The sequence below is a fragment of the Bacillus sp. G402 genome (genome assembly GCF_051172515.1).
Lineage (GTDB): Bacteria > Bacillota > Bacilli > Bacillales > Bacillaceae > Bacillus > Bacillus altitudinis.
The window spans coordinates 543,968-566,134 of the sequence record NZ_JBPIZC010000002.1 but is presented as its reverse complement, the minus strand read 5'-3'; the positions used below and the strand labels follow the sequence as shown (position 1 = coordinate 566,134).

Below are 22,167 nucleotides of genomic sequence, written 5' to 3'. Positions count from 1 at the left end.
CTTAAGAGTTGGACAGGTCTGACCCTTGGTCCTTTTGCTTCCTTCTGAAAATTTTGCCCACAATGTTCTCGTAAAATGTCACGATACGGTCAATTGGAGAGTCAAAGAACTTCCATAATTTATTCATGATAAAGACAACCACAATCGATACGATCAAGCTGCCTAATACATCAAATGGATAATGATGACCGACCCAGATGCGGGAGAACCCTGTCAGTAATCCAAAAACAAGCAAAATATTGCCGAGTTTTTTATTACGGGATCGAATGGCTAGTGAAAGAGCCAGTGCACCTGTTGTGTGGTCACTTGGGAAGGAAGCGTCTGCTGAGTGCGGGATGAGTGTGTCGACTTTGTGCGCCACAAACGGCCGCTCTTCATAATAAAACAGCGTAATGGCAAAATTGACGATGAGTGCCACGATGCCTGTTACACCAGAAAAGAAGACATGCTTCTTAAATTTGTGATTACCTAAAAACCAGCAAATCAATAAGACGAGGGCATATACGAGAATGGCCTTTTTCGTAATGAAAATCATGGCCTGATCTAAAAACTCAGAATGATGAGCCATCCCGTGTATGACTTTAAACAATTCGTAATTCAAAACATCACCTATACTTTCGCTTAACGCCAACTATTTTTCAAAAGACCTATCTGTTCATTTGAAATATCCTATATTTTAGCATGTTTTCAGTGAAGTTTAAAACAGTATCCTATTCTGATAGGGAAACCTTTTGTGCTTTTGCTTCTTGCGGTTTTCGTTCGCTCCAATAAAAAACGCCCATGCTGAGTAACACGACAACGCCAGCAATGAGATATACATTTGAAAAATCTGTGAAGCTGACAAGCAGTCCGAAGACAAAGGATCCAGCGGCAATCCCCGTATCATACAAGGTAAAGAAAGTTGCTGTGGCGTAGCCTGTACGGTGTGCTGGTGAGTGCTGTATCGCAAGTGTTTGTAGACATGGCACCAAAGAGCCGTAGCCAAGGCCGATGACAGCGCCGGATAAAAGAAGCATGGTGGCTGTTTGTGTAGCGGTCAGCATCCATAAACCAATCGCAAAGAGAGCAATAGATGGGTAGATCACAATATGAGGCCCGACTCGGTCAAACAGTCTGCCTGTAAATGGACGTGATCCAAGCATTGCAGCTGCAAAAACAATGAAGAAATAACTGCTTGCACCCATTAGGTTCAGGGAATTGGCATAGACTGAAATAAATGAAATGATCGGCGAGTAACAGAAGGAGATAATGATTCCAACTGCTGCCGTTTTTAAAGCACCTTTTTCAAACAGGTGAGAAAAAGTGAATCGAAAGATGACACTTCCGCCGTTTTCAGGCTCTGGCTGTCTAATCAGCATCGTGAAAGCTGCGCCGATGGAGACGATGATGGAAAAGAGCAGAAATAAAGAATGGAATCCTACTTTTCCGACTTGATTCAGTGCGATAAACGGACCGATGACCACGGCGAGGTTCATCGACATCACAAAGTATCCAAGACCCTCTCCTCGTTTATGTTTCGGAATCATATCAGCTGCAATAGCACTTGCTACGGTTGTCAAAATGCTGAAGAAGATTCCTTGCACGAAACGCAACATGAGAAGTGTTTGGAATTGATCAATTGGAATGTATAAATAAGTGAGCAGGGCAAAAGCCGTTGAAGAAAAAATCGCCATGCGTTTCTTGCCGAATTTCTCAATAATGGCCCCTGAAAATGGTCTTGTCACAATTGCTGATAATAAGAAGACCGTCACAAGGAGGCCGCCCTGTGATTCTGTTCCATTTAATTCATCCATTGTGTATATGGGGAGTAGTGTCAAAAGGGCATAAAAAGAGGTGAATGTAAATAAATTCACCAGGACAATCATGATAAAGTCTTTTGTCCAAATGCGTTCGTTCATGGTGTAAGTCACTTCCTATTCAGTTGATAATTTGTGTAAAAGTGTATGGAGGAGTTGTTTTTCTTCGTAGGTAAAATCTGAAAGACATTCTTCTTCAAATTGTTCCATCGTCTGTTTGATTTTTTTAAACTTTGCTTTTGCATCGTCTGTCATGACGATGAGATTCTCACGTTTGTCTTTTCCTTGGACTCGTTTCACCCAGCCGTTTGCTTCTAGACGTGTCACGGTTCTGGTAATCGTCGGTGCTTCGACGTTCAAATAGGTCCAAATGTCTTTTTGCGTTTTAGGGCCGAATGTATCCAAACAAAAAAGTACAGTCCACTGGGACATGTACAAGTCATAAGCAGCAAGCGCTTCGTTCGCTTTTTTAGACAGCAGCCGCGCGCTTTGATGTATTTGATGTAAACACTCTCTGTTTAACGTATCCATAGGCTCACCTTTATTCATTATTTATCTAGGTAAATAAATTCACCTTTCCTATTTTACGTGTTACACCGATGCTTGTAAAGTGAAAATTTTCGCCACTCGAAATGATTTTTTGTTTTGTCTTTTCTGATAAATCCCTTGTCCCATCTTCATTTTTAGCATATTCCCTATGCAATGCTAATACACTGTTACAAACCTGACAAAGAGAGTGTTTGAGGTGAGGGATCGTGTTTGGCATTTACTACCTAATGGATGAGAAATTAAGACGAACAAGCGCCGCTGAAAATGGATAATATTGATACGGATCTCATTTCACACTTCTCACATCCATTTTAGGGAGGTCGAGTGGTGTGCACGATTACATCAAAGAGCGAACAATCAAGATAGGAAAGTATATCGTGGAGACAAAGAAAACCGTTCGTGTAATTGCGAAAGAATTTGGAGTCTCTAAAAGTACTGTACACAAGGATCTAACAGAAAGACTGCCAGAAATTAATCCAGATCTGGCTAACGAAGTGAAGGAGATACTGGATTATCATAAATCAATCCGTCACCTGCGAGGGGGAGAAGCCACAAAGTTAAAGTATAAAAAAGAAGAAATTTTAGAAGGTGAGCCTGTAAAACAGTAAGCTTTAGTTCTTTGTTCATAAACATGATATATATATCTTCCTCTTATCGGTAGTTTCTAACCACAAATTTTGTAAAGACTTTTGTAAAGAAATATCTTTTTTTCTGCAAATTATGATAGAATATATAATTAGGGCAGAATGTGGTATTTGCTATGGAAACAGATTTTCAAGGAGGATATATATAGATGTTTGCTAGGGATATTGGAATTGATCTTGGTACTGCAAATGTACTGATTCATGTCAAAGGAAAAGGAATTGTGTTAAATGAACCATCTGTTGTCGCTCTTGATAAAAACAGTGGGAAAGTATTAGCTGTTGGAGAAGAAGCGAGACGTATGGTTGGACGTACGCCTGGGAATATTGTTGCGATTCGTCCATTAAAAGATGGCGTAATTGCTGATTTTGAAGTAACTGAAGCGATGCTCAAGCATTTTATTAACAAATTGAATGTGAAAGGGCTGTTCTCTAAGCCGCGTATGCTCATCTGCTGCCCGACAAACATTACATCTGTTGAGCAGAAGGCAATCAAAGAAGCTGCTGAAAAAAGCGGCGGGAAGCATGTATTTCTTGAAGAAGAGCCAAAAGTAGCAGCAATTGGTGCTGGTATGGATATTTTTCAGCCAAGTGGAAACATGGTCGTAGATATTGGAGGCGGAACGACAGATATCGCTGTCATCTCGATGGGTGACATTGTAACCGCCTCTTCTATTAAAATGGCTGGAGACAAATTTGATCTGGAAATTCTCAACTACATCAAAAAAGAGTACAAGCTGTTGATCGGTGAGCGAACTGCAGAGGACATTAAGATCCAAGTTGCAACGGTATTCCCAGACGCACGTCACGAAGAGATCTCGATTCGTGGACGAGATATGGTGACAGGATTACCAAGAACGATTACCGTCACAAGCAAAGAAGTAGAAGAAGCATTACGTGAATCTGTATCTGCCATTGTTCAGGCTGCGAAACAAGTTCTTGAAAGAACACCACCTGAATTATCAGCTGATATCATTGACCGCGGCGTCATCATTACTGGTGGCGGAGCGCTTCTAAACGGGCTTGATCAATTGCTTGCAGAAGAGCTGAAAGTACCAGTTTTCGTTGCAGAAAATCCAATGGATTGTGTAGCAGTTGGTACTGGCGTGATGCTTGATAATATGGACAAGCTGCCAAAGCGTAAACTCAGCTAATGATTTCCCTCATTCTTTTTAGAAAGAATGGGGGATTTTTATTAAAGAAGCCTGCCAATATGCCGATATATTTCATAGAAGATTGTGTACTGATGATTTTAGGTCATGTGAAAGAATTTGAATGAGGTGAGCACGTGTTAAAAGGACTATACACCGCAACATCTGCCATGATCGCTCAAGAGCGGCGGACAGAAATGCTTTCAAATAATATCGCAAATGCGAATACTCCAGGCTATAAAGCAGATGAAGGGGCCATGCGCGCATTTCCAGAAATGCTGCTAAGCCGAATGGAATCAGGACGTTTCCAAACATCTTCAGGCAAAGGCTTTAGTATCCCGCAGCAAACGGCGATTGGCGGAATTAATACGGGAACATACATGCAGGAATTGATTCCCCAATTTACACAAGGAACATTAAAAACAACGGATCAAACAACGGATATCGCATTAGTAGAAAATAATGTACCCATCAACCCGGAGACAAATCAAAAGTCAGCGCTTTTTTATGCTGTGAATACACCAGAAGGCGTTCGTTATACGAAAAGCAGTTCCATTACATTGAATGATCAAAATCAGTTGACGATCAATGGACGTGCCCTTCTTTCCGTGACGGGCCAGCCGATTACCGTTCAAAGTGAGAATTTCAAAGTGAACGCAGATGGAACCGTGAGTGAAAACGGACAAAACCTTGGACAAATTGATGTACGTGTTGCAATGGATACAAGAAACCTTGCGCGTGAAGGAAATGATTTATACCGTACAGCTGATAACCAACCTCTTCCAAGTGCGGTCAATAACGGTCAAATGTCCTATACATTAAGCCAAGGTGTATCAGAGCTGTCGAACGTTGATGTGACGAAATCATATACAGAAATGACAACAGCCTACCGCGCGTTTGAAACAAACCAAAAAGTGGTTCAGGCATATGATAAAAGTTTAGAAAAAGCAGTGAATGAAATCGGAAGAGTGTATTAATGAAGAAATGAAAGAGAGAGGAGGATTCTCATGCTTAGAACGATGATCAATGCAGCTGTGTCGATGAACGAGGTGCAAAAGCAGCTTGATATCATTAGTAATAACATCGCAAACAGTGAAACAACAGGGTATCGTGCGAAAAACACCCGTTTTTCAGAGCTGGTCAGACAACAGTTTAATCAGGTAGATGAAAAAAATGAGCAGGTGGCAAACAGTCGTCTGACACCTGCTGGTTTAAGGCTTGGAACTGGTACGATGGTCAATGCATCCATTAACTCATTGCAAGGTTCTATTAAAGAAACAGGCCGTGACCTTGATGTTGCATTTGGTGCGCCATCTCAGTATTTGCAGGTCAATGCTGGCGGTAACATCCGGTATACAAGAGATGGCTCTCTTTATTTACAGCCAGGAAATAATCGGAATCAAGTCCAGCTGGTGACAAGCGAAGGCCATCCGATTCTTGACGAAAACGGGAATGAGATTGTCTTAAATGCGAATTTCCGTGATATTTCTATCGATAAAAATGGCCGGCTTACAGCTATTTCTCGAGGCAATCAACCGAATCAGCAGGTGAATCTTGGGGTTGTTCAAGTGAATAATTCTTCAGCACTCATCTCTGAAGGAGAAAATTTGTTCTCAGTCGACGGCAACTATCAAGGCGCTTTAACGGCACTGAATGGGGCAAACCGTCAGGCCATTCAACTTCAGCAAGGTGCACTTGAAACGTCGAATGTGGACATGTCTAAAGAATTAACAGACCTCATGACAACACAGCGTTCGTATCAGATGAACTCAAGAACCATTACGATGGGCGATCAGATGCTAGGACTCATTAATACCATTCGATAATGAGCAGGCGGATGTCAGCCTCTCATGATAAAAAAGGCGGCTCGCTCAAAGTCGCCCTTTTTTTTATAAAAATCTGAGACATCTGCAAGCAGATCTTCAAGATCAATCCAGGCTTCTTTTCGTTCAAGACATGTGACGAGTGTAGCAATCTGTTCATCTGCCTTGGGCGTTTGGCTGTAGAGAAGGAATAAAATTTGGAACTTGATTCTTAATAGATCAAATTGGGCATCAACGGCTTCTTTTAGCCCTTTTTGAATATATTTCATTCCTTCATCAGTTAAATTCTCTTTAAAGCAGGAACGCACAGTTTCATAGAGACACGATACATAGGAGTGGGCAGATTTCCGGTATGCTGGGAGCCGAAGCGCTTTTTTAAAGTATTCTAGTGCTTCCTTATGACGGTTTTGTCTTGACTTGATAAAACCAGCGTCATAATACACGATACCAAGCAGTTCTTGGTCATCAATCATTTTCACGTATTCGATAATTTCAATAAAAATAGCTTCTGCTTCTTCATATTTTTTTTGGTCACTAAAGTTAAGTGCGAGCACAATTTTGCACCGATAAATGCTGTGGATATCCCCGTGCTTTGCAAAGATATTCATGGCTTTTTCAACATGTCGAATGGATAACAGTGAATAGCGGTTGTTATAATAAACACCACTTGTACGGAAATGAAACTCTGCTTCCTCTAGCTCATCGTCTAGCAGGGGCAGTTTCTCTTCTGCTTTTTCAAGATAATGAATGGCATCATTTTGATCGCTCTTTAAAGATTCGTATAAACCGAGAAAAAAGTAAAAATAATATTGTAGTTGATCGTTCATTTGATCTTTGTGGAGCATGAGTTCATGCTTCAGTTTTTCTAAGTCTTCTGTTTGGTTCATCCAGAGCTGATGGCGAAAAAGCATAAGCTGATAATGTAAATGAAGCTCCTGTTTCTTTGACAATCTACGTTTATATTTGGTTAAGGACGTTTTGATCTCTTCAGCCTTCGAAAAGTGTCGATGTTTTAGCATTGTATACCACGAATGGAGAAGTTTTTTAATGGATTTATCGCTTATAAAATTCATTTTTACCCTCTTATTCAATCAATGATGTAATATATATTACCATATTTGTGAAAAAACGATGAGTGTAGAGTGGATTATATTTCATGACAATAGGTAATAATAGATGTTATTTTTTACCATAATTGTTGGCTAGACATTGAAAAATGACTGCATTCATAATATACTTCAATAGGAATCAAATGAAGATTAGCGATATAGAAAAGAAGGAGAGATCAAGACATGCTTGATGCTCAGCAAATTCAAGACATTATTCCACACCGTTATCCATTTTTATTGGTTGACCGTATTTTAGAAGTTGATGGTGAGAAAAGAGCGGTTGGAATCAAAAATGTCACAGTAAATGAAGAATTTTTTAATGGCCATTTCCCAGGATACCCCGTCATGCCAGGTGTGCTTATTGTAGAAGCGCTCGCTCAAGTTTTTGGGGTCATCATGTTAGGTAAAGAAGAGAACAAAGGGAAAATTGGTTTGTTTGCAGGGATTGACAGCTGCCGATTCAAAAGACAGGTCAAGCCCGGCGATCAGCTACGTTTAGAGGTTGAAGTCACGCGTCTTCGCGGTCCAGTTGCCAAAGGAAAAGCAGTTGCAACAGTAGATGGCGAAGTGGCATGTGAAGCAGAACTGACATTTTCTATCGGTCCGAAAGTATCGTAATATGTCTGACGGTTCATCTTGTATGAACCGTTTTTTATATGGAAACATTCAGCCCAAGCGGATAAGGACTTGCTTTTTTGACAAAAAAACGTCATATTAGACAAAAAAAGATGAAGGTGATAAACAATGCTGAAAGAATTTAGAGAGTTTGCCGTCAAGGGGAATGTGATTGACCTGGCTGTCGGTGTCATCATCGGGGGAGCATTTGGCAAAATTGTCACTTCTCTTGTGAATGATTTAATTATGCCGCTTGTTGGTATTATTGTTGGGGGGGCATGATTTTAGTGGATTGTCTATTAAAATCGGTTCTGCTCAAATTTTGTATGGAAGTTTCATTCAAACAGTGGTCGACTTCTTGATTATCTCCTTTTCCATTTTTATCTTTATTCGTTATTTAAATAAATTAAAACGGAAAAAGGTAGAGGAAGAAGAAGTGGTTGAAACGCCAGATCAAACGGAAGTGTTGTTAACCGAAATTAGAGATTTATTGAAAAATCAAAGCCAATCGAAAGATGTGCAATAGAAAAAGAGCGGCTCATCCCGCTCTCAGCGTGTAGACAAACCCTCGCATTCTTTGTCAGGGCTGTGCTCCGGTGCTCACGAATATTAAATTCGCTCTGCTCCGGTGCTCGCCCTTCCTAGACTTCAAAGGTTTTCTATCACACTGAAAAGGAAGACAAAGGGCTAAAATAAAGTTCATTTTAGCCCTTTGTCAATCATCTAAGAGCGGCTCATCCCGCTCTTTTTTTATGTGTTCTGTTTAAAAGCATCCAGCAGTTTTTCTCCTGACAGCCCCTCTTTGACGAGGTCTTTTAATACTTCTTCGGTTTCTGTTCTGTAACGATTTGTGATCATTTTACCGTCGAGTAATACAGATATGTTTTCTTCTAAGGCAACGATGTTTTTGACTTGGACCGATAGATGAACAGGGCGGTTGTTTTCTTTTGTAATCGTCACGAGAATCTTTACTTCTGTATGCTGCTGGAAGAGCACCTCAAACACTTGTCTATGCTTCTTTGGAATCAGTGCCTCGATCATCCAGTGATTTTCGCCATCTTCTTTATTAATGATTAAGCCGTCACGAAGGGGAATGCTGGACATTTTATCTTGCTTTGGATCAAGTTCGATTTTTAAATCAATCAGCCTAAAGGTTTTCATATTTATCACCTCACAAGCGTTCATTATTCGTAAGTATCATTATAGCATACAACATCTGTATAAATGAAACCGCTGCCTACTCAGAACTAGCTGCATATAAGTGAAAGGAGATGTTTTATGGAGTCCTATCAACTTCGAAACATACAGATTGGTGAGGAAAAGGAAAGCAATGTGAGGGTCTATACATGGGGAGATATTCTCTCATTTTGTGATGTGTATATGGAAGAAGGGGAGTCCCTCACTTTTCAATACGTGACAGACGATCAAATGGACTGTTTTGAATTTCAATTGTCAATTCATGATGGAAGGCTTTGTTTTTATTGGTTCGCGTGGGACGGGTCTGACTATATTCACATGCCTTCTAGTAATTGGATTCATTCAGATGTTTTTTATCAATTTATGAAAAATAAGTATTTCGTCAAACAAAATAAGATGATGTTTTATACGCAAGCGGTAAAAAGTAAAAATGATTGAGGAAATAAAGAATTTGAAGAACGATTTTGTCATTTTCGTTTTTTGTCTCTTGTGCTATTTCTCAGTAGACTAGGGTTAGCTGAAAGGAAAGGAGGCAAAAGGCAAAGGTCTATCATCTCGCGGCCCCCCTCTAGCTATAGCTGATAGACTTTGTCTTGTACACATATTCACTGCGTAATAGTAGAACCAAGGTTTCTTTGTATCAGTCATGTGTCCCCTGTGAATCCCCTTATGCGTATCCGGTCATGTAGCGTGACCGGGTACTCTTATATTCATTGATAAGCCGATCATCCCTTGCAAATAGTGGATACTCATTTCATAATGATGATGGATTTGATAAACGGAAGGTCAACTGAAAATGCAGGCAAAAAAGGAGAGACCGATGACAAACATTCAATTAATCGCAACGGATTTAGACGGAACTTTATTGAACAGTGAGCACAAAGTGAGTCAGGAAAACGAGCAGGCGTTAAAGGAAGCAGCGGCGAGTGGGATTGAGGTTGTCGTTTCAACAGGAAGAGCGTATTTTGATGTGAAATCTATTTTTGATCAGCTTGGGATGAATACGTGGGTCATCAGTGCAAATGGAGCTGTGATTCATGATCCCAAAGGTCAGGTATATCATTCGGCTGTTCTAGAAGAAGAAAAAGCAAAACACATCTTATCATGGCTTGAGGAGCGTGATTATTACTATGAAGTGTTTACGAATGAAGCCATTTACACACCAAACCGCGGCAGAGAGCTTCTGGCGATAGAAATGGACCGCTTAAAGAGTGCAAATCCAGAAACGGATCAGCGTGTTCTTGAGCAAGCGGCTGAAGTTCAATACAGCCAGTCAGGTTTTGCTTATATTGATACATATCAAGAATTGTTTCGTGAGGATCAGAATCTTTCGTTTTATAACATCTTAGGTTTCTCATTTTTTCAAGACAGATTGAAAGCCGGATGGGATGCGTTTGGACATGATTCTGAATTAACATTGGTTAGTTCGGCTGATCATAACTTTGAAATTGGTGCAAAGGAAGCGTCGAAAGGGCAGGCGTTAACCAGGCTGGCAGAAAAGCTCGGTATTCCATTAAGCCAAACAGCGGCTGTAGGAGACAGTTTAAATGATGAATCGATGATTCGGGCAGCTGGGGTTGGAATTGCAATGGGGAATGCGAGAAAGGATATAAAAGAATTAGCTGATCACGTCACGTTAACAAATGATGAACATGGGGTGGCACATATGATTCAACATCTTTTGAAATAATTGAATCGTATGTATTTGTATAAATGACATAGGGTGAAGCGCATTCTACAAAAGAGGAATTCAGAACTACTTCTATTTACACCCGCTATGGAACATCATATAATTTAATTATGAATATAACCCGCTTGTAAGGAAGTTAAGGAGAGTAAACGAATGGCGCTGGAATCTTATAAGTCCGACAATCTGCATTTAATCAAGGAAGCCTTAGACTATACTCAGGTTGGCCTGACGGTGACGGACCCGTCTTTACCTGATAATCCTTTAATATATGTGAACAAGGGCTTTTTAGATATGACAGGCTATCAAGAAACCGAAGTATTAGGAAAGAACTGTCGTTTCCTTCAAGGAGATGAAACTGAACAGATTGCTCTCAAACAAATTAGGGCAGCCATTGAGAACAAAGAGGCTGTCACTGTTCAGTTGAAAAACTATAAAAAATCCGGTCAAATGTTTTGGAACGAATTAAGTGTGGCGCCTCTATGGATTGATGAAAATGAAGGGAAACGCCTTTATTTCGTTGGTCTGCAAAAGGATGTTACGAAAGAGAAGGAACAGCAAGAGCTTCTTGAGCAATCTATTGATGAAGTATTGAATATTTCTGTCCCGATTGTTCCGGTGAAGGATGGTATTTCTGTCCTGCCGATCATAGGTACGTTAACAGCGCCAAGATTTGATAAAATCATCTCAACAGTCTCCACTTATATCTCTCAATCCAAAGACGATTACTTCATTGTGGATCTGTCTGGTTTATTAGAGGTGGATTCATTTGTGGCGGATGCGATCTTTAAGCTGAATGATTTGATTTTAATGACTGGCACAGAACTGATCGTGACAGGTATTAAACCAAATCTTGCGATGAAAATGGGAGAAATGAGAGAGGACTTCCGTGAGTTGAACACGTATATGAATGTGAAATCTGCATTGAAAAAGCTGCAAATTTAAGCATTCCTTTAGATGAGATTAAAAAAAGAGGACTTTTCATCAAGTTTGAGAAAAGTCCTCTTTTTGCTGTCATTACGATGATTGAGCGGCTGCACTTAACGTGAATAAATCTTCTAGTTCGTTCGTTGACAGCTCTGTAATCCAGCTTTCACTTTGGATAATTTGATCATTTAACGTTTGTTTTGTTTCGAGCATTTGATCAATTTTTTCCTCTATCGTGCCGGTTGTGATCATCTTATGGACATGAACAAACCGCTTTTGCCCGATGCGGTAAGCACGGTCTGTTGCTTGGTTTTCTACAGCAGGATTCCACCATCTATCGTAGTGAATGACATGATTGGCGGCGGTTAAGTTTAGTCCGGTTCCTCCTGCTTTTAAAGAAAGAATTAAGATGTTGAACTCTTTTTTCTGGAAGCGTTCCACCATTTTGTCCCGATCATGTTTTGATAAGCTCCCATTTAAAAATTGAACTGGTTCTCCAAACATCTTTTCGGCGAGCTGTTTGATCATGTTGCCCATTTCAATATACTGCGTAAAAATGAGGCAGCTTTCTCCTTGTTCGTGTATGGCTTTTAACAGCTCTGCTAATTTATCCATTTTTAATGAACGTTTCAACAATTTCACATCTGTTCCGCTCTCTTTTAAATAAAGGGCAGGGTGATCGCAAATTTGTTTGAGTCTGCCAAGCATACTTAAAATGATGGCTTTCCGCTGCATCCCTGTTAATGAGGCCATATGTTCGAATGTATCTTTGACCAGCTGTTCATATAAAGATGCCTGCTCTGCAGATAACGGGATGAATTCTTTTTCTTCTAGTTTCTCTGGTAGATTGAGTGCGACTTCTTCATCTTGTTTTGTTCGTCTTAATAAGAATGGCTTGATCAGCTGCTGTAGCTGTTGGATTCTTTTTTCTTCACGGTCTTTTTCAATCGGAAGGACGAACTTTTTATGAAAACTGGTCAGGCTGCCGAGATATCCTTTGTTCACGAAGTCGAAAATAGACCAAAGCTCTGTCAAACGGTTCTCCATCGGTGTCCCGCTGAGGGCAATGTGGTGCTGTCCTTTTAATTGCCTAATGGCTCTCGATTGTTTCGTATGGGCATTTTTAATGTTCTGGGCTTCGTCTAAGCAAATGGTATTCCATTTGGCTGCTGTTAATTCATCACGGTCAGAATGTGAGAGACCATACGAAGTGAGGACGATATCTGTTGACTCGTATGCTTTTGTAAAGTTCTCACCTTGTGGACGTGACGGTCCATAATGCAGAGCGACATTTAAATGTGGTGCGAATGTTTCAAGCTCTCTTTGCCAGTTCCCTAATACGGAAGTCGGTGCAATGATGAGAGATGGAGCGGCGTCTTGTTGATGCTCCTTCAAATAGGTGAAATAAGCGATCATTTGAATCGTTTTTCCAAGACCCATATCATCTGCTAAACAAGCCCCGAATCCATGAGACCTTAAGAACAGAAGCCAGTTGACACCGTGCTGCTGATACGGGCGCAGTGTGCCCTTAAAGGACTCACTCATCTCGTAGGATGGCAGCTCTTGTGTATCATTTAACTGATGAACAAGCCCTCGTAATTGAGACGAAAGTTCAAATTGAATATGGGCAAAGGCCGAACTGTCTAGTAGCTCAGGAATCGACTCAGAAGAGGCCTCTTGGTCTGCGAGTTCACGCGACAAAATATCCGACATATGAAGTCCTTCGTTCTCAGCGCGCTCCATCCATTTCTTCATTTGCTGGATAAAGGTCGGATCGATTTTAATCCATTGTCCACGAATGTTGACAAGACGACGTTTACTTTGAACAAGCTCGTTGAACTCATCTTCTGTCAACTCAATACCGTTTGTGGCAAAGCGCCAATTAAAGTCCATAAGGGCATCCATTCCAACGTGCGATTCGCCTCGTGGTGTGGAGGAAATCCGTGCTTTTAGCATCATGGTGCTTTCTTTGACGATCTGCCACCATGATGGGAGCAGGATCTCAATCCCCATGTTCACAAGTGTTTCACTCGCTTCAGATAGGAAGAGCCACGCTTCTTCTTCTGACATGAGGGTGGTACCAGATGTGAATGAGAGCCAAGGGACAATCTGACCGAACCGCTCCAGCTCTCTGGTGATTTTTTCTTGAAACGGACGCCATGATTTTTTTAAAGAACGGATGCCTTCAAAGAAATGCAGATCACTGTTTTTCTTATCACGCAAAAACAATTCAATTTTCCAATCATCCCCGTCGAAATCAGGCTCATTTAAACGCAAGCCGACAGTGAAAGGCGTCTCATCATCAATCCAGCCGATCGTTTCCAAGAAATCCTGTTCATCTAAAAAATGTCCTTGGAAGGAGGAAAGAGCAGGCGATTGTGCAGTCATTCGGTTCCATTTGTGCTGCAGGGCATCATCATACTGAATGTAATCCTGTACGGCAAAGGAGAACCAATCAGCTGTGTAGCCATCTAACAGACCTTCTTTGTCTTTAAAGCGAAGCATGCCTTGTGTCCATGCCTCGAAATCTGGGACAAAATCTTCATCCTCGATGAATTCGTAAATGGTTGAGGCTGTTTTCATAAGCGGCTCTGTTTCATCCGTTAACGTCACATGGCTGAAAGTATTGAATGAATTTTTCCCTAGCAATTCAACGGTCATCCAAGGACTTAACAGGAAGGCAGGTGTGCCAATAAAGCTCACATCTTCTAAGAATGTTCCGTAAAAAGATGATTCGTGCCATTGGAAAAGCTGCCTCTTCATTTCATTTAGCGGTACAGGCTGTCCGTCCTCTGCTTGCGCTGAAATGGTGAAAGAGAAATCTTCGGTTTGTTCTGCATGAATGACAATTTGTTTATGGCGTGTCATCAATTAATTTTCCTTTCTTCATTTCCTCTTGGAACGCACGCAGCCGTTTTGTTGAATCTTGCAGCTGCTGTACATATCTTTCCCACACCGCGGTTTTTTTCGTTTTATGATAAAGCGTACGCAGTTTTTTGAGCATTTTCACAGATTCCCGGTAAGCACTTCGATTCTTTTGATCGAGAAGCAGTGAGATTTCCCGGTGGTACGAAGGAATGAGTGCTTCAGGCTCTTCCTTTGCAATCTGTTTGATCAGTTCTTTCTCCAATTCACTGATGGAGAAACCAACGAGGCTGTGTATTTCAATCCATTCTGCATAGCGTTCTTGTGCATATAAGAGCTGACTATATTCAGTAAATGCATAAGGCATACAGATTTGGAGATAGCGTTCATACAAGAAATGATCTTTCGTCTGTTTAAAGTACGCGTCTAAATAAAAGAAGAAATCGCTGACGGCTCCACGCAGTTCTCTATAAGATAGGTCAAGCTGGCAATATTCTTCTAATACATATGTGATCTCTTGATACCAAAGTTTGAGACGCTTCCAGTCCTTGCGGTTTGTGAGATCCTTTAGCCAATTGAGCACATTTGGCAGCATATCTGCATTGAGCAATTTTAATTGCTGAAAAAGTCTTTCGTCTTCTTTTAGCAAATAATCCATATGCATCAGCCCAATGGTGCGCTCAACCGTTTGCTCCTGCTGTTGGGCGCTCTTGAGTAATTCTGTTTCTTTTTTGACCCATTTCCCTCTATTTAATATAGTTCCCCACATTTCCATAAAGACCGCAACTCGTTCATGCTGGAAAGGTCCGCTGATTTGAAGAAGTGTCCGAACGGCAGTTGGTGTGTTTTCAAGAAACGGATCGAGGGAAAAGGAAAGGGCGTATGTCCTCAAATGATCCACTGAATCAAAAATGGTGTTCATGAGCTGTTCTACATATGGATTCATTGAATAAAAGTCTTTTTCGGCATCAAGGCGGCCGAGGTCGATTAGCTCATGGAGCCTTAACCACACATCGATGGACGTATGAATCGCATACAAACTCTTGAATTCAGGTGAAGTGGGTGCGTGTTTTTTCAGGATCGATAAATAGCCGTAATACAAATGTTGTGGTGTTTGCTGGTGCTTCGGTGTCCGTTTCAGCCAGAGGTGAAATTCCTCCTGGAAAAAATTCAGCCAGCTCTGAAGTGATTGTTCATCTGGGCGCTTCACTTGGAAGTGCTGGCGAATGAGTTCTTTGCTGCGCTGTAATTCATCCTTCTCTGACCAATTTTCTGTAAAGCCGGTCACACTCTCTACTTGAGCGTATAGCGAAAAGAAGACAGCGAGGATGTGTTTACATAGTCCATCAGCTGGACATGAGCAGCTGCTTCTCACTGGAAACAGCACATGAAGGTGGACTCTTGCTGCCACGACATCATGTACATAAGCTGACCATTCGGTATCAGACTCTTGCTTGAGCCGATATACGCTGTCCTGTCTATAAGTAATCAATGCTTTTTTGATGAGTTGCTTGTTTTCATCTGTTGCAGGAAGAAGTTCTTTGATCTGTTCGGCTGTTTGTTTGATTTCTTCTTCGTTGATGTTGTGCTGAAGCATTTGATCCGCTCCTAACCAAGTAAAAGATTCCAATTCTTTTATTATAGCTCAATGGTGATTTATAAAAAAGTTTTTCATGAAAATGGTCATAAATTTCAAAAGCTGTCGAATGATGTATTAGAGTATTGCATAAACCAACCATACAGCATATAATAATGAAATTAGTGGAATCGAAAGGATACAGACATGGATAATAAGGGTTTAAATCAAGAAGAGTTTTTAAAGATTTTGATGTACGCTCATGATATTGGTGAAAATTCCAATGATGTCACAACAAAAGAAATGCTTGAAAATCTGATTGCTCATATTCGAAATGGCCTTGTTTCATAAAAGTAACCCCCTGCTCTCTCAGCAGGGGGTTTTTGTATGCTTTTATGAATGGAACGAAAATCCCCGGCATACGATGACATTACAAGCATAAGGAGTATGGGGAGCTGATGTGTCATGAAGGTTGCGATTGCAGGCTGTGGGTATGTAGGGCTTGTCACAGGGGTGTGTTTAGCAGAGGCGGGACATGATGTGACATGTATGGATATTGACCGGCGGAAGGTCATGCAGCTGAAGCAAGGGAATCCTCCGATGTACGAGCCGGGATTAAAAGAACTGCTCAAACGGAATATGGAGCAAGGACGCATTCGTTTTCATATTAATGGAGCGTCAGCCTATTCGCAGGCTGACGTGTTAATGATTGCTGTCGGTACCCCGCAGCAGGCAGACGGTCAAGCTGATTTGCAGTATGTCTTTCAAGCGGCAAAGGAGATGGGCTTACAAGCAAAGCCAGGCGCAGTGCTTGTCGTGAAAAGTACAGTGCCTGTCGGAACGGGCGATCAAATTGATCATTTGATTCATCACGTGTTAGGTCGTAAGGAGCCATTATCTATCGCATCGAATCCAGAATTTTTACGAGAAGGGTCTGCTATCTCAGATACGCTGCGAGCGGATCGGCTGGTGATTGGAGCCGAAACAAAGAACGGATTAGATCAGCTAGAGTCTATGTATGCGGATTTCCACATTCCATTCGTGAGAACAGATCGGAAAAGCGCAGAGATGATCAAATACGCATCAAATGCATTTCTTGCCACAAAAATCAGCTTCATGAATGAAATTGCTTCGATTTGTGGAAAAACAGGAGCTGATGTTGAGAGAGTTGCAGAAGGGATGGGACTCGATCAGCGGATTGGTGCTTCGTTTCTTAGGGCAGGCATTGGTTACGGAGGTTCCTGTTTTCCGAAGGATACAAATGCCCTTGTCCAAATTGCAGGGCATGTGTCCCATGATTTTGAGCTATTGAAGGCTGTCATCAAAGTCAACAATGAGCAGCGAGCAAGTTTTATTCGAAGTGTGAAGGAGCGGATGGGAGAAAACTTGGAAGGGAAGAGAATGGCTCTTCTTGGCCTTTCCTTTAAGCCGAATACAGATGATATGAGAGAGGCGCCGTCAATCCCGATCGCTCATCAGCTCCATCAATTAGGAGCGGAGATCGTAGCCTATGATCCTGCTGCCGCTCGCAATGCAGCTCAAGAACTGCCTGATCAAGTCCTTTTTGCTCAAACGATTGAAGAGGCGATCAAGGATGCTGATGCTGTCTGTATATTAACTGAGTGGGCGGATATTCAGTCATTTCCACTTTCAGCTTATAAAGATTTCATGAGGCAGCCGATCATTTTTGATGGCCGGAATTGTCATACGCTTGAAGCGGCAGAAGTAGCTGGGGTCGAGTATCATTCTATTGGGCGCAGGCCTATCTCTCCTATTTATATGTAATGAGAAAAACCGATAACTTCACGTGTTATCGGTTTTTGCGTTAATGCGGAAGAATGAATCCGCCATATAAAAATGCAGCCACAATCAGAAAGGCAGGGTGCAATTTGAATTTGGTCATAAAGAAAAATGAAATGGCAGCAATGGCGAGTGATTGCGTCCAGCCAATGGCTTTCACGGCATCTCCGCCAATTTCCCATGTTAATAAAAGCATCATCATCGCAATGACAGGCTGCACAGATAAAGTCATGCCTTTGACGACAGAAGATTGGCGAAAACGGTCAATGAGTTTTAGCAGTAAAATCAATCCGATCGCAGACGGCAGGACCGTGGCAAGCAGTGCAACAATAAAGCCTGGCCATCCCATGACATCATAGCCTACATAAGCCGCAATTTTCGTAGCGATTGGACCTGGAAGTGCGTTGGCTAATGCGAGCATATTGGAGAACCCTTCGTTTGTCATCCAATGAAAATGATTGACGATTTCTTCATAATTGAGCGGAATGGAAGCAGGTCCTCCGCCATACCCTAACAGATTGGATAAGAAGAATGCCCAGAATAAAAAGAGAATCAGCATCACGAAGACACTCCTTTCTCTTTATTTGTTCGAGTCCAGCGATCTTTCAGTTTGAAATGAAAGGCACCATAACATAAAAAGATGATGACAATGATTCCTGGATGAATCGAGAGTACTTGAAGACCGACAAATGCCAAAAGGAATAGGGCGATTCCGAAGATCATGCCGAAGCCCTTCAACGCTTTTTGTCCAAATTCATATGCCATCATTCCTAACAGAACGGCAATCACTGGTGTCACAGCACCGATCATATTTTGAATGATGACTGAAGAGCTTAAGACGCTGACAAGTGTAACAAGTGCCACCATAGCGAGACATGTCGGTAAAATATGTGCAGCTGTTGCAACAATGGCGCCAGATACACCTTTTAATCGATAGCCGAGGTATGCCGACATTTTCGTAGCAATCGGTCCGGGCAATGCGTTGGCGATGGCGAGTGTTTCTCCAAATTCGTCATCATTGATCCATTTGTATTTGACGACCGCTTCATGGCGAATGAGCGGGATTACAGAAGGTCCTCCGCCAAATCCCAGAATACCGGTTCGCACCATGGCGATCATGAGTTCAAGATATGATTGCAAGTGGTTCAACTCCTAACTACAATTTCATGCCCATTCGGCTTTTGTATCGTTTAATGAGCATTTGACAGTCCACACTGACGACGCCTTCAAGCGGGTACAGCTTCTTTGTCAGGAACGTCTCCATTTCCTGTTCATTTTGAAAAATGCCATGCATATGCAGCTTGCTTGGTCCTGTCATATGATAAAGGCTTGTGACGGCTGTTTCCTGCTCAAGCTGAAGGGCGACTGTTTCTAAACATTTCGGCTCAACCTCTACGTTAAAAAAGACAGAGACATGAATGCCGATCTTTGCTGGATTAATGACAGCGGTGAATCGTTCAATGACACCTGCTTCAATGAGCTGCTGAATACGGGCTTGTACTGCAACACGGGAAAGGCCGACTTGTTTCCCTAAATCTGTATAGGACATACGCCCGTCCTCGTGTAATAAGGAAAGAATTTGTTTATCTCTTTCATCTAATGTTAAGTTTGGAATGCGATATTCATGTGCCATCGTATAACCACCTTTCTTCTGTTGATATTCTATCATATTTTATTACGAATAGAATGTTTGATTTTTAATTGAGTAACGAAATGAAATGATGAAAGAAGATAACATATCTTTTTGCATAAAAAAACACCCCGGCATCACCGGGATGTGTTCATTTTATTTTTCTGGGCTACTTTCCGCACTGGCAATTTGCTGTGCAAGGTCAGCACGATCAATGTCTGCTTGGAAGAACTCCTGCGTATTTGGAAGGTGTAAATTCATGTGACGTTTTTGGGAAATTCGGATGGTCACTTGATCCACAGTGTAATCAAATACATGTCCGCCTACGCTTCGATCATCATCAATAAAGTGGAGATGATATCCGCTTACCGCAATGCCATGTGCGTACTGGGGTGTACGGAAGCCTGCGATTGTCCCGCGAATATTTTCGAAATCGAAAATAGGCTGTGACTTGACTGCTTCTACCATCGGAACGTAAGGTTTTTCCTGTTTTTCAACCGTACGGGTTTGAACCTTTTTGAATGACCCATCGATGCGGATCGCATAAAAGACATTTTTGCTCGGTAAGATTCGGTCGATTTCTTCCTCTAGCTCTTTGGACGTCATCGGTGCATCAATTCGATGAACGATGTCCGTTTCAAAGAATGCTAGAGAGCAGAATGGTGAATAATCTTGATCGGTTACTGGTGTGGCTGTTCCATCAGAGCGCAGTCGATAAAAAGCGCCATCAAAGCCGATTAGTTCCCCATCTAATTGATTGAATGTGCCAATGCCAAAATCACCATGCTCGGGAATATGTGATAGGGAGAAATCTCCATCATATACAGCTTCCAGCAAGGAGGTCATGGTTGATACTTGATAGACCTCTAGCTTTTTGTCATGCTGTCTTGTGCTGTTTTGTTGATTCATTGGGTGCATCATACCCATATCCGCTCACTCCTTTAACGTAATGTATCGAAGTCTTATCTGACGTTCGTTGTGTGTTTTTCACGAAAGACTTCTGGCCATTTTTGACTGGCGAGGTCTGGGTTGTCTTGATAGTCTATCGGAATATCAATAATAACGGGTCCTTCTATGTTTATACCCTTTTGAAGGACAGTTGAAAGCTCTTCAGGTGAGTTGACACGTAATCCAGTTGCTCCAAAGCTTTCTGCATATTTCACTAAGTCGATCTGACCGAACTCAACACAAGACGTACGGTCATACTTCATTTCCTGCTGGAATGCCACCATATCGTATGTGCTGTCGTTCCAAACGAGATGAACGAGATTTGTTTTCATGCGCACGGCTGTTTCTAATTCCATGGCGGAGAAGAGAAAACCGCCATCACCTGAGACTGAAATGATCTTTTCAGCTGGATTCAATATGGAGGCTGCAATCGCCCACGGTAATGCCACGCCAAGTGTTTGCATTCCGTTACTCACTAGGAACGTGTTCGGTTCATAAACACGGAAGTGGCGAGACATCCAAATGGCGTGCGATCCGATATCACATGTCACTTTCGTGTCATCTGGGATGATACGTCTCAACGTATGAATGACATCCAGCGGGTGTGATAAATGACTTTCTCTTTCTGGTGCTTTTTCGATATCATTTAACAGCTCTTGTAATTCTGTGACGAGATCTACGTTCTTTTTGCATAATGAAAGTGGAACGCTGTCGTGGGCTAGATGTTGCACCGTTTCAGATATATTGCCCACAAGCTCAAGCGTCGGTTCATAGAAATGGTCAATATCTGCCTGCATGTCATCCACATGGATGATTTGACGCTGCTGCGGTTTCAAATTCCAATGCTTCGGATCGTATTCGATTGGATCAAAGCCAATAGTTAAAATCACATCCGCTTTCTCAATGAGAAGGTCGCCTGGCTGATTACGGAATAAGCCGATTCTGCCCACATATTGAGCCTCAAGCTCTCTTGAGAGAACACCGGCTCCTTGGTACGTTTCGACAAATGGGATACCAAGTGTTTTTAATAATGTTCTTGTCGCATTTGCCGCAGCTGGACGGCTAGCTTTCATTCCCACAATTGCAACAGGTAAGTGCGCATTTTGAATTTTGGCGATGGCCGAACTGATGAGAGCATCCGGTGCAGAACCTAGTTCTGGAGAAGGGTGAGCAGACACTGGTGTTTGTGTGGTGTGTTCGGTCACGACATCTTGTGGAAAGCTGATAAATGCTGCCCCAGCTTGACCTCTTTGTGCCGCGCGAAAAGCATTTGTTAAGGCTTCTGGTATATTGTTTACGTCTTGTACTTCAACGCTATATTTTGTCACTGGTTTGAATAATGCCGCATTGTCGAGTGATTGATGTGTTCGTTTGAGCCGATCCGCACGGATGACGTTTCCAGCGATTGCAACAACAGGGTCACCTTCTGTATTGGCTGTTAATAGACCTGTCGCTAAATTGGATGCGCCAGGACCTGATGTAACGAGACAAACGCCTGGTTTGCCAGTTAAACGACCGACAGCTGCTGCCATGAATGCCGCATTTTGTTCGTGTCTGCATAGCACAAGCTCTGGACCTCTGTCTTTTAATACATCAAATACTGCATCAATTTTTGCACCTGGAATCGCAAAAACATGGGTCACACCTTGGGCAATGAGCGTATCGACAATCAACTCTGCTCCTCGTTTTGTTAGGGGTTGTGTTTGAGAATTCATTTACCCCGCACTCCTTTCGGCAAGTAAAATTTTTTATGAAAATATATTTTCATGATATGATTTACTATACATTTCACAAAATAAATTTTCCAATATATGTTTAACGTAGTTTTAATATGTTTCACGAATAAGTGTTTG

The 22,167-nt window shown here is 41.8% G+C and carries 22 protein-coding genes and 1 pseudogene; 11 read left to right on the top strand and 12 right to left on the bottom strand.

Annotation, left to right across the window (positions count from 1 at the left end; genetic code table 11):
- Position 1 precedes the first annotated feature (1 nt).
- From ACSBQP_RS11470 to ACSBQP_RS11460, 3 genes are all read right to left on the bottom strand, one after another.
- A complete protein-coding gene (locus tag ACSBQP_RS11470; RefSeq protein WP_008343330.1) occupies positions 2 to 601 on the bottom strand; it encodes an undecaprenyl-diphosphatase in 600 nt (199 codons plus the stop codon).
- Positions 602 to 710: 109 nt separating this feature from the next.
- Positions 711 to 1,898, bottom strand: a complete 1,188-nt coding sequence (locus ACSBQP_RS11465) for an MFS transporter (protein ID WP_007497577.1) — start codon at positions 1,896 to 1,898, stop codon at positions 711 to 713.
- Positions 1,899 to 1,913: 15 nt separating this feature from the next.
- Complete coding sequence (locus ACSBQP_RS11460; protein WP_026050165.1) at positions 1,914 to 2,327, bottom strand: MarR family winged helix-turn-helix transcriptional regulator; 414 nt, start codon at positions 2,325 to 2,327, stop codon at positions 1,914 to 1,916.
- Positions 2,328 to 2,674: 347 nt separating this feature from the next.
- Between ACSBQP_RS11460 and spoIIID the strand changes: the two genes are divergently transcribed.
- The 4 genes from spoIIID (at position 2,675) to ACSBQP_RS11440 (ending at position 5,963) form a co-directional block, all read left to right on the top strand.
- A complete protein-coding gene (gene spoIIID, locus ACSBQP_RS11455; protein WP_008343327.1) occupies positions 2,675 to 2,953 on the top strand; it encodes a sporulation transcriptional regulator SpoIIID in 279 nt (92 codons plus the stop codon).
- Between the two features lie 185 nt (positions 2,954 to 3,138).
- Complete coding sequence (gene mbl / locus ACSBQP_RS11450) at positions 3,139 to 4,140, top strand: cell shape-determining protein Mbl (RefSeq protein WP_007497573.1); 1,002 nt, start codon at positions 3,139 to 3,141, stop codon at positions 4,138 to 4,140.
- Positions 4,141 to 4,274: 134 nt separating this feature from the next.
- Positions 4,275 to 5,114, top strand: coding sequence for a flagellar hook-basal body protein (locus ACSBQP_RS11445; protein WP_017360018.1), 840 nt, complete (start codon positions 4,275 to 4,277; stop codon positions 5,112 to 5,114).
- A gap of 30 nt (positions 5,115 to 5,144) precedes the next feature.
- Positions 5,145 to 5,963, top strand: a complete 819-nt coding sequence (locus ACSBQP_RS11440) for a flagellar hook-basal body protein (RefSeq protein ID WP_007497568.1) — start codon at positions 5,145 to 5,147, stop codon at positions 5,961 to 5,963.
- A gap of 14 nt (positions 5,964 to 5,977) precedes the next feature.
- On the opposite strand, the gene ACSBQP_RS11435 is transcribed toward ACSBQP_RS11440, so the two are convergent.
- Positions 5,978 to 7,033: a tetratricopeptide repeat protein gene (locus tag ACSBQP_RS11435; protein ID WP_008343319.1), complete on the bottom strand. Its 1,056-nt coding sequence runs from the start codon at positions 7,031 to 7,033 to the stop codon at positions 5,978 to 5,980.
- Positions 7,034 to 7,252: 219 nt separating this feature from the next.
- Here ACSBQP_RS11435 and fabZ point away from each other — a divergent pair, with 219 nt between their 5' ends.
- Together fabZ and mscL are read left to right on the top strand one after the other, a co-directional pair.
- Positions 7,253 to 7,687, top strand: coding sequence for a 3-hydroxyacyl-ACP dehydratase FabZ (fabZ, locus tag ACSBQP_RS11430; protein ID WP_007497564.1), 435 nt, complete (start codon positions 7,253 to 7,255; stop codon positions 7,685 to 7,687).
- A 126-nt stretch (positions 7,688 to 7,813) separates the two neighbouring features.
- A pseudogene (gene mscL / locus ACSBQP_RS11425) lies at positions 7,814 to 8,210 on the top strand (large conductance mechanosensitive channel protein MscL).
- 224 nt (positions 8,211 to 8,434) lie between these two features.
- Here the strand turns inward: mscL and ACSBQP_RS11420 are convergent.
- Positions 8,435 to 8,845 (bottom strand): YwpF-like family protein, encoded by a 411-nt coding sequence (locus tag ACSBQP_RS11420; RefSeq protein WP_003215215.1) that lies wholly within the window; start codon positions 8,843 to 8,845, stop codon positions 8,435 to 8,437.
- Between the two features lie 117 nt (positions 8,846 to 8,962).
- Here ACSBQP_RS11420 and ACSBQP_RS11415 point away from each other — a divergent pair, with 117 nt between their 5' ends.
- From ACSBQP_RS11415 to ACSBQP_RS11405, 3 genes are all read left to right on the top strand, one after another.
- Positions 8,963 to 9,319 carry a hypothetical protein gene (locus ACSBQP_RS11415; RefSeq protein ID WP_025208116.1) on the top strand — a complete coding sequence of 119 codons (357 nt, stop codon included), beginning with the start codon at positions 8,963 to 8,965 and terminating at the stop codon, positions 9,317 to 9,319.
- 391 nt (positions 9,320 to 9,710) lie between these two features.
- Positions 9,711 to 10,571: a Cof-type HAD-IIB family hydrolase gene (locus ACSBQP_RS11410; RefSeq protein WP_025208115.1), complete on the top strand. Its 861-nt coding sequence runs from the start codon at positions 9,711 to 9,713 to the stop codon at positions 10,569 to 10,571.
- A 153-nt stretch (positions 10,572 to 10,724) separates the two neighbouring features.
- Positions 10,725 to 11,513 (top strand): STAS domain-containing protein, encoded by a 789-nt coding sequence (locus ACSBQP_RS11405; protein ID WP_017360015.1) that lies wholly within the window; start codon positions 10,725 to 10,727, stop codon positions 11,511 to 11,513.
- Positions 11,514 to 11,585: 72 nt separating this feature from the next.
- Here the strand turns inward: ACSBQP_RS11405 and ACSBQP_RS11400 are convergent, their stop codons facing one another.
- A complete protein-coding gene (locus tag ACSBQP_RS11400; RefSeq protein WP_008343293.1) occupies positions 11,586 to 14,363 on the bottom strand; it encodes a DEAD/DEAH box helicase in 2,778 nt (925 codons plus the stop codon).
- Positions 14,350 to 15,957, bottom strand: coding sequence for an SWIM zinc finger family protein (locus ACSBQP_RS11395; RefSeq protein WP_017360013.1), 1,608 nt, complete (start codon positions 15,955 to 15,957; stop codon positions 14,350 to 14,352). The genes ACSBQP_RS11400 and ACSBQP_RS11395 overlap by 14 nt, the downstream gene beginning before the upstream one ends.
- 186 nt (positions 15,958 to 16,143) lie before the next feature.
- On the opposite strand from ACSBQP_RS11395, the gene ACSBQP_RS11390 reads away from it, so the two are divergent.
- Complete coding sequence (locus tag ACSBQP_RS11390; protein WP_003214884.1) at positions 16,144 to 16,287, top strand: hypothetical protein; 144 nt, start codon at positions 16,144 to 16,146, stop codon at positions 16,285 to 16,287.
- A 114-nt stretch (positions 16,288 to 16,401) separates the two neighbouring features.
- Positions 16,402 to 17,721: a UDP-glucose dehydrogenase family protein gene (locus ACSBQP_RS11385; RefSeq protein WP_435028425.1), complete on the top strand. Its 1,320-nt coding sequence runs from the start codon at positions 16,402 to 16,404 to the stop codon at positions 17,719 to 17,721.
- Positions 17,722 to 17,761: 40 nt separating this feature from the next.
- Here ACSBQP_RS11385 and ACSBQP_RS11380 read toward each other — a convergent pair whose 3' ends face one another.
- The 5 genes from ACSBQP_RS11380 to alsS all read right to left on the bottom strand — a co-directional run bounded on the left by ACSBQP_RS11380 (position 17,762) and on the right by alsS (position 22,029).
- The gene (locus tag ACSBQP_RS11380) at positions 17,762 to 18,295 is read right to left on the bottom strand and encodes a chromate transporter (RefSeq protein WP_007497548.1); all 534 of its coding nucleotides are present in this window, start codon (positions 18,293 to 18,295) and stop codon (positions 17,762 to 17,764) included.
- Entirely contained in the window at positions 18,295 to 18,855 is a 561-nt protein-coding gene (locus ACSBQP_RS11375; RefSeq protein WP_039963093.1) for a chromate transporter, read from the bottom strand. Before ACSBQP_RS11375 ends, ACSBQP_RS11380 begins: the two co-directional genes overlap by 1 nt.
- A gap of 37 nt (positions 18,856 to 18,892) precedes the next feature.
- Positions 18,893 to 19,369 (bottom strand): Lrp/AsnC family transcriptional regulator, encoded by a 477-nt coding sequence (locus ACSBQP_RS11370; protein WP_017360010.1) that lies wholly within the window; start codon positions 19,367 to 19,369, stop codon positions 18,893 to 18,895.
- Between the two features lie 153 nt (positions 19,370 to 19,522).
- On the bottom strand, positions 19,523 to 20,293 hold the full coding sequence (gene budA, locus ACSBQP_RS11365; RefSeq protein ID WP_017368184.1) for an acetolactate decarboxylase: 771 nt from the start codon (positions 20,291 to 20,293) through the stop codon (positions 19,523 to 19,525).
- Between the two features lie 35 nt (positions 20,294 to 20,328).
- Entirely contained in the window at positions 20,329 to 22,029 is a 1,701-nt protein-coding gene (gene alsS / locus ACSBQP_RS11360; RefSeq protein ID WP_182488954.1) for an acetolactate synthase AlsS, read from the bottom strand.
- Positions 22,030 to 22,167: the final 138 nt, after the last annotated feature.

What these genes read in the sequence shown, in the direction of transcription:
- ACSBQP_RS11395 (WP_017360013.1), bottom strand. Translation starts at nt 15,957, where the DNA reads ATGCTTCAGCACAACATCAACGAAGAAGAAATCAAACAAACAGCCGAA.
- budA (WP_017368184.1), bottom strand. Translation starts at nt 20,293, where the DNA reads ATGGGTATGATGCACCCAATGAATCAACAAAACAGCACAAGACAGCAT.
- mbl (WP_007497573.1), top strand. Translation starts at nt 3,139, where the DNA reads ATGTTTGCTAGGGATATTGGAATTGATCTTGGTACTGCAAATGTACTG.
- ACSBQP_RS11380 (WP_007497548.1), bottom strand. Translation starts at nt 18,295, where the DNA reads ATGCTGATTCTCTTTTTATTCTGGGCATTCTTCTTATCCAATCTGTTA.
- ACSBQP_RS11465 (WP_007497577.1), bottom strand. Translation starts at nt 1,898, where the DNA reads ATGAACGAACGCATTTGGACAAAAGACTTTATCATGATTGTCCTGGTG.
- ACSBQP_RS11375 (WP_039963093.1), bottom strand. Translation starts at nt 18,855, where the DNA reads ATGATCGCCATGGTGCGAACCGGTATTCTGGGATTTGGCGGAGGACCT.
- ACSBQP_RS11440 (WP_007497568.1), top strand. Translation starts at nt 5,145, where the DNA reads ATGCTTAGAACGATGATCAATGCAGCTGTGTCGATGAACGAGGTGCAA.
- alsS (WP_182488954.1), bottom strand. Translation starts at nt 22,029, where the DNA reads ATGAATTCTCAAACACAACCCCTAACAAAACGAGGAGCAGAGTTGATT.
- ACSBQP_RS11385 (WP_435028425.1), top strand. Translation starts at nt 16,402, where the DNA reads ATGAAGGTTGCGATTGCAGGCTGTGGGTATGTAGGGCTTGTCACAGGG.
- ACSBQP_RS11400 (WP_008343293.1), bottom strand. Translation starts at nt 14,363, where the DNA reads ATGACACGCCATAAACAAATTGTCATTCATGCAGAACAAACCGAAGAT.
- ACSBQP_RS11405 (WP_017360015.1), top strand. Translation starts at nt 10,725, where the DNA reads ATGGCGCTGGAATCTTATAAGTCCGACAATCTGCATTTAATCAAGGAA.
- ACSBQP_RS11420 (WP_003215215.1), bottom strand. Translation starts at nt 8,845, where the DNA reads ATGAAAACCTTTAGGCTGATTGATTTAAAAATCGAACTTGATCCAAAG.
- ACSBQP_RS11370 (WP_017360010.1), bottom strand. Translation starts at nt 19,369, where the DNA reads ATGGCACATGAATATCGCATTCCAAACTTAACATTAGATGAAAGAGAT.
- ACSBQP_RS11390 (WP_003214884.1), top strand. Translation starts at nt 16,144, where the DNA reads ATGGATAATAAGGGTTTAAATCAAGAAGAGTTTTTAAAGATTTTGATG.
- ACSBQP_RS11460 (WP_026050165.1), bottom strand. Translation starts at nt 2,327, where the DNA reads ATGGATACGTTAAACAGAGAGTGTTTACATCAAATACATCAAAGCGCG.
- fabZ (WP_007497564.1), top strand. Translation starts at nt 7,253, where the DNA reads ATGCTTGATGCTCAGCAAATTCAAGACATTATTCCACACCGTTATCCA.
- ACSBQP_RS11435 (WP_008343319.1), bottom strand. Translation starts at nt 7,033, where the DNA reads ATGAATTTTATAAGCGATAAATCCATTAAAAAACTTCTCCATTCGTGG.
- ACSBQP_RS11415 (WP_025208116.1), top strand. Translation starts at nt 8,963, where the DNA reads ATGGAGTCCTATCAACTTCGAAACATACAGATTGGTGAGGAAAAGGAA.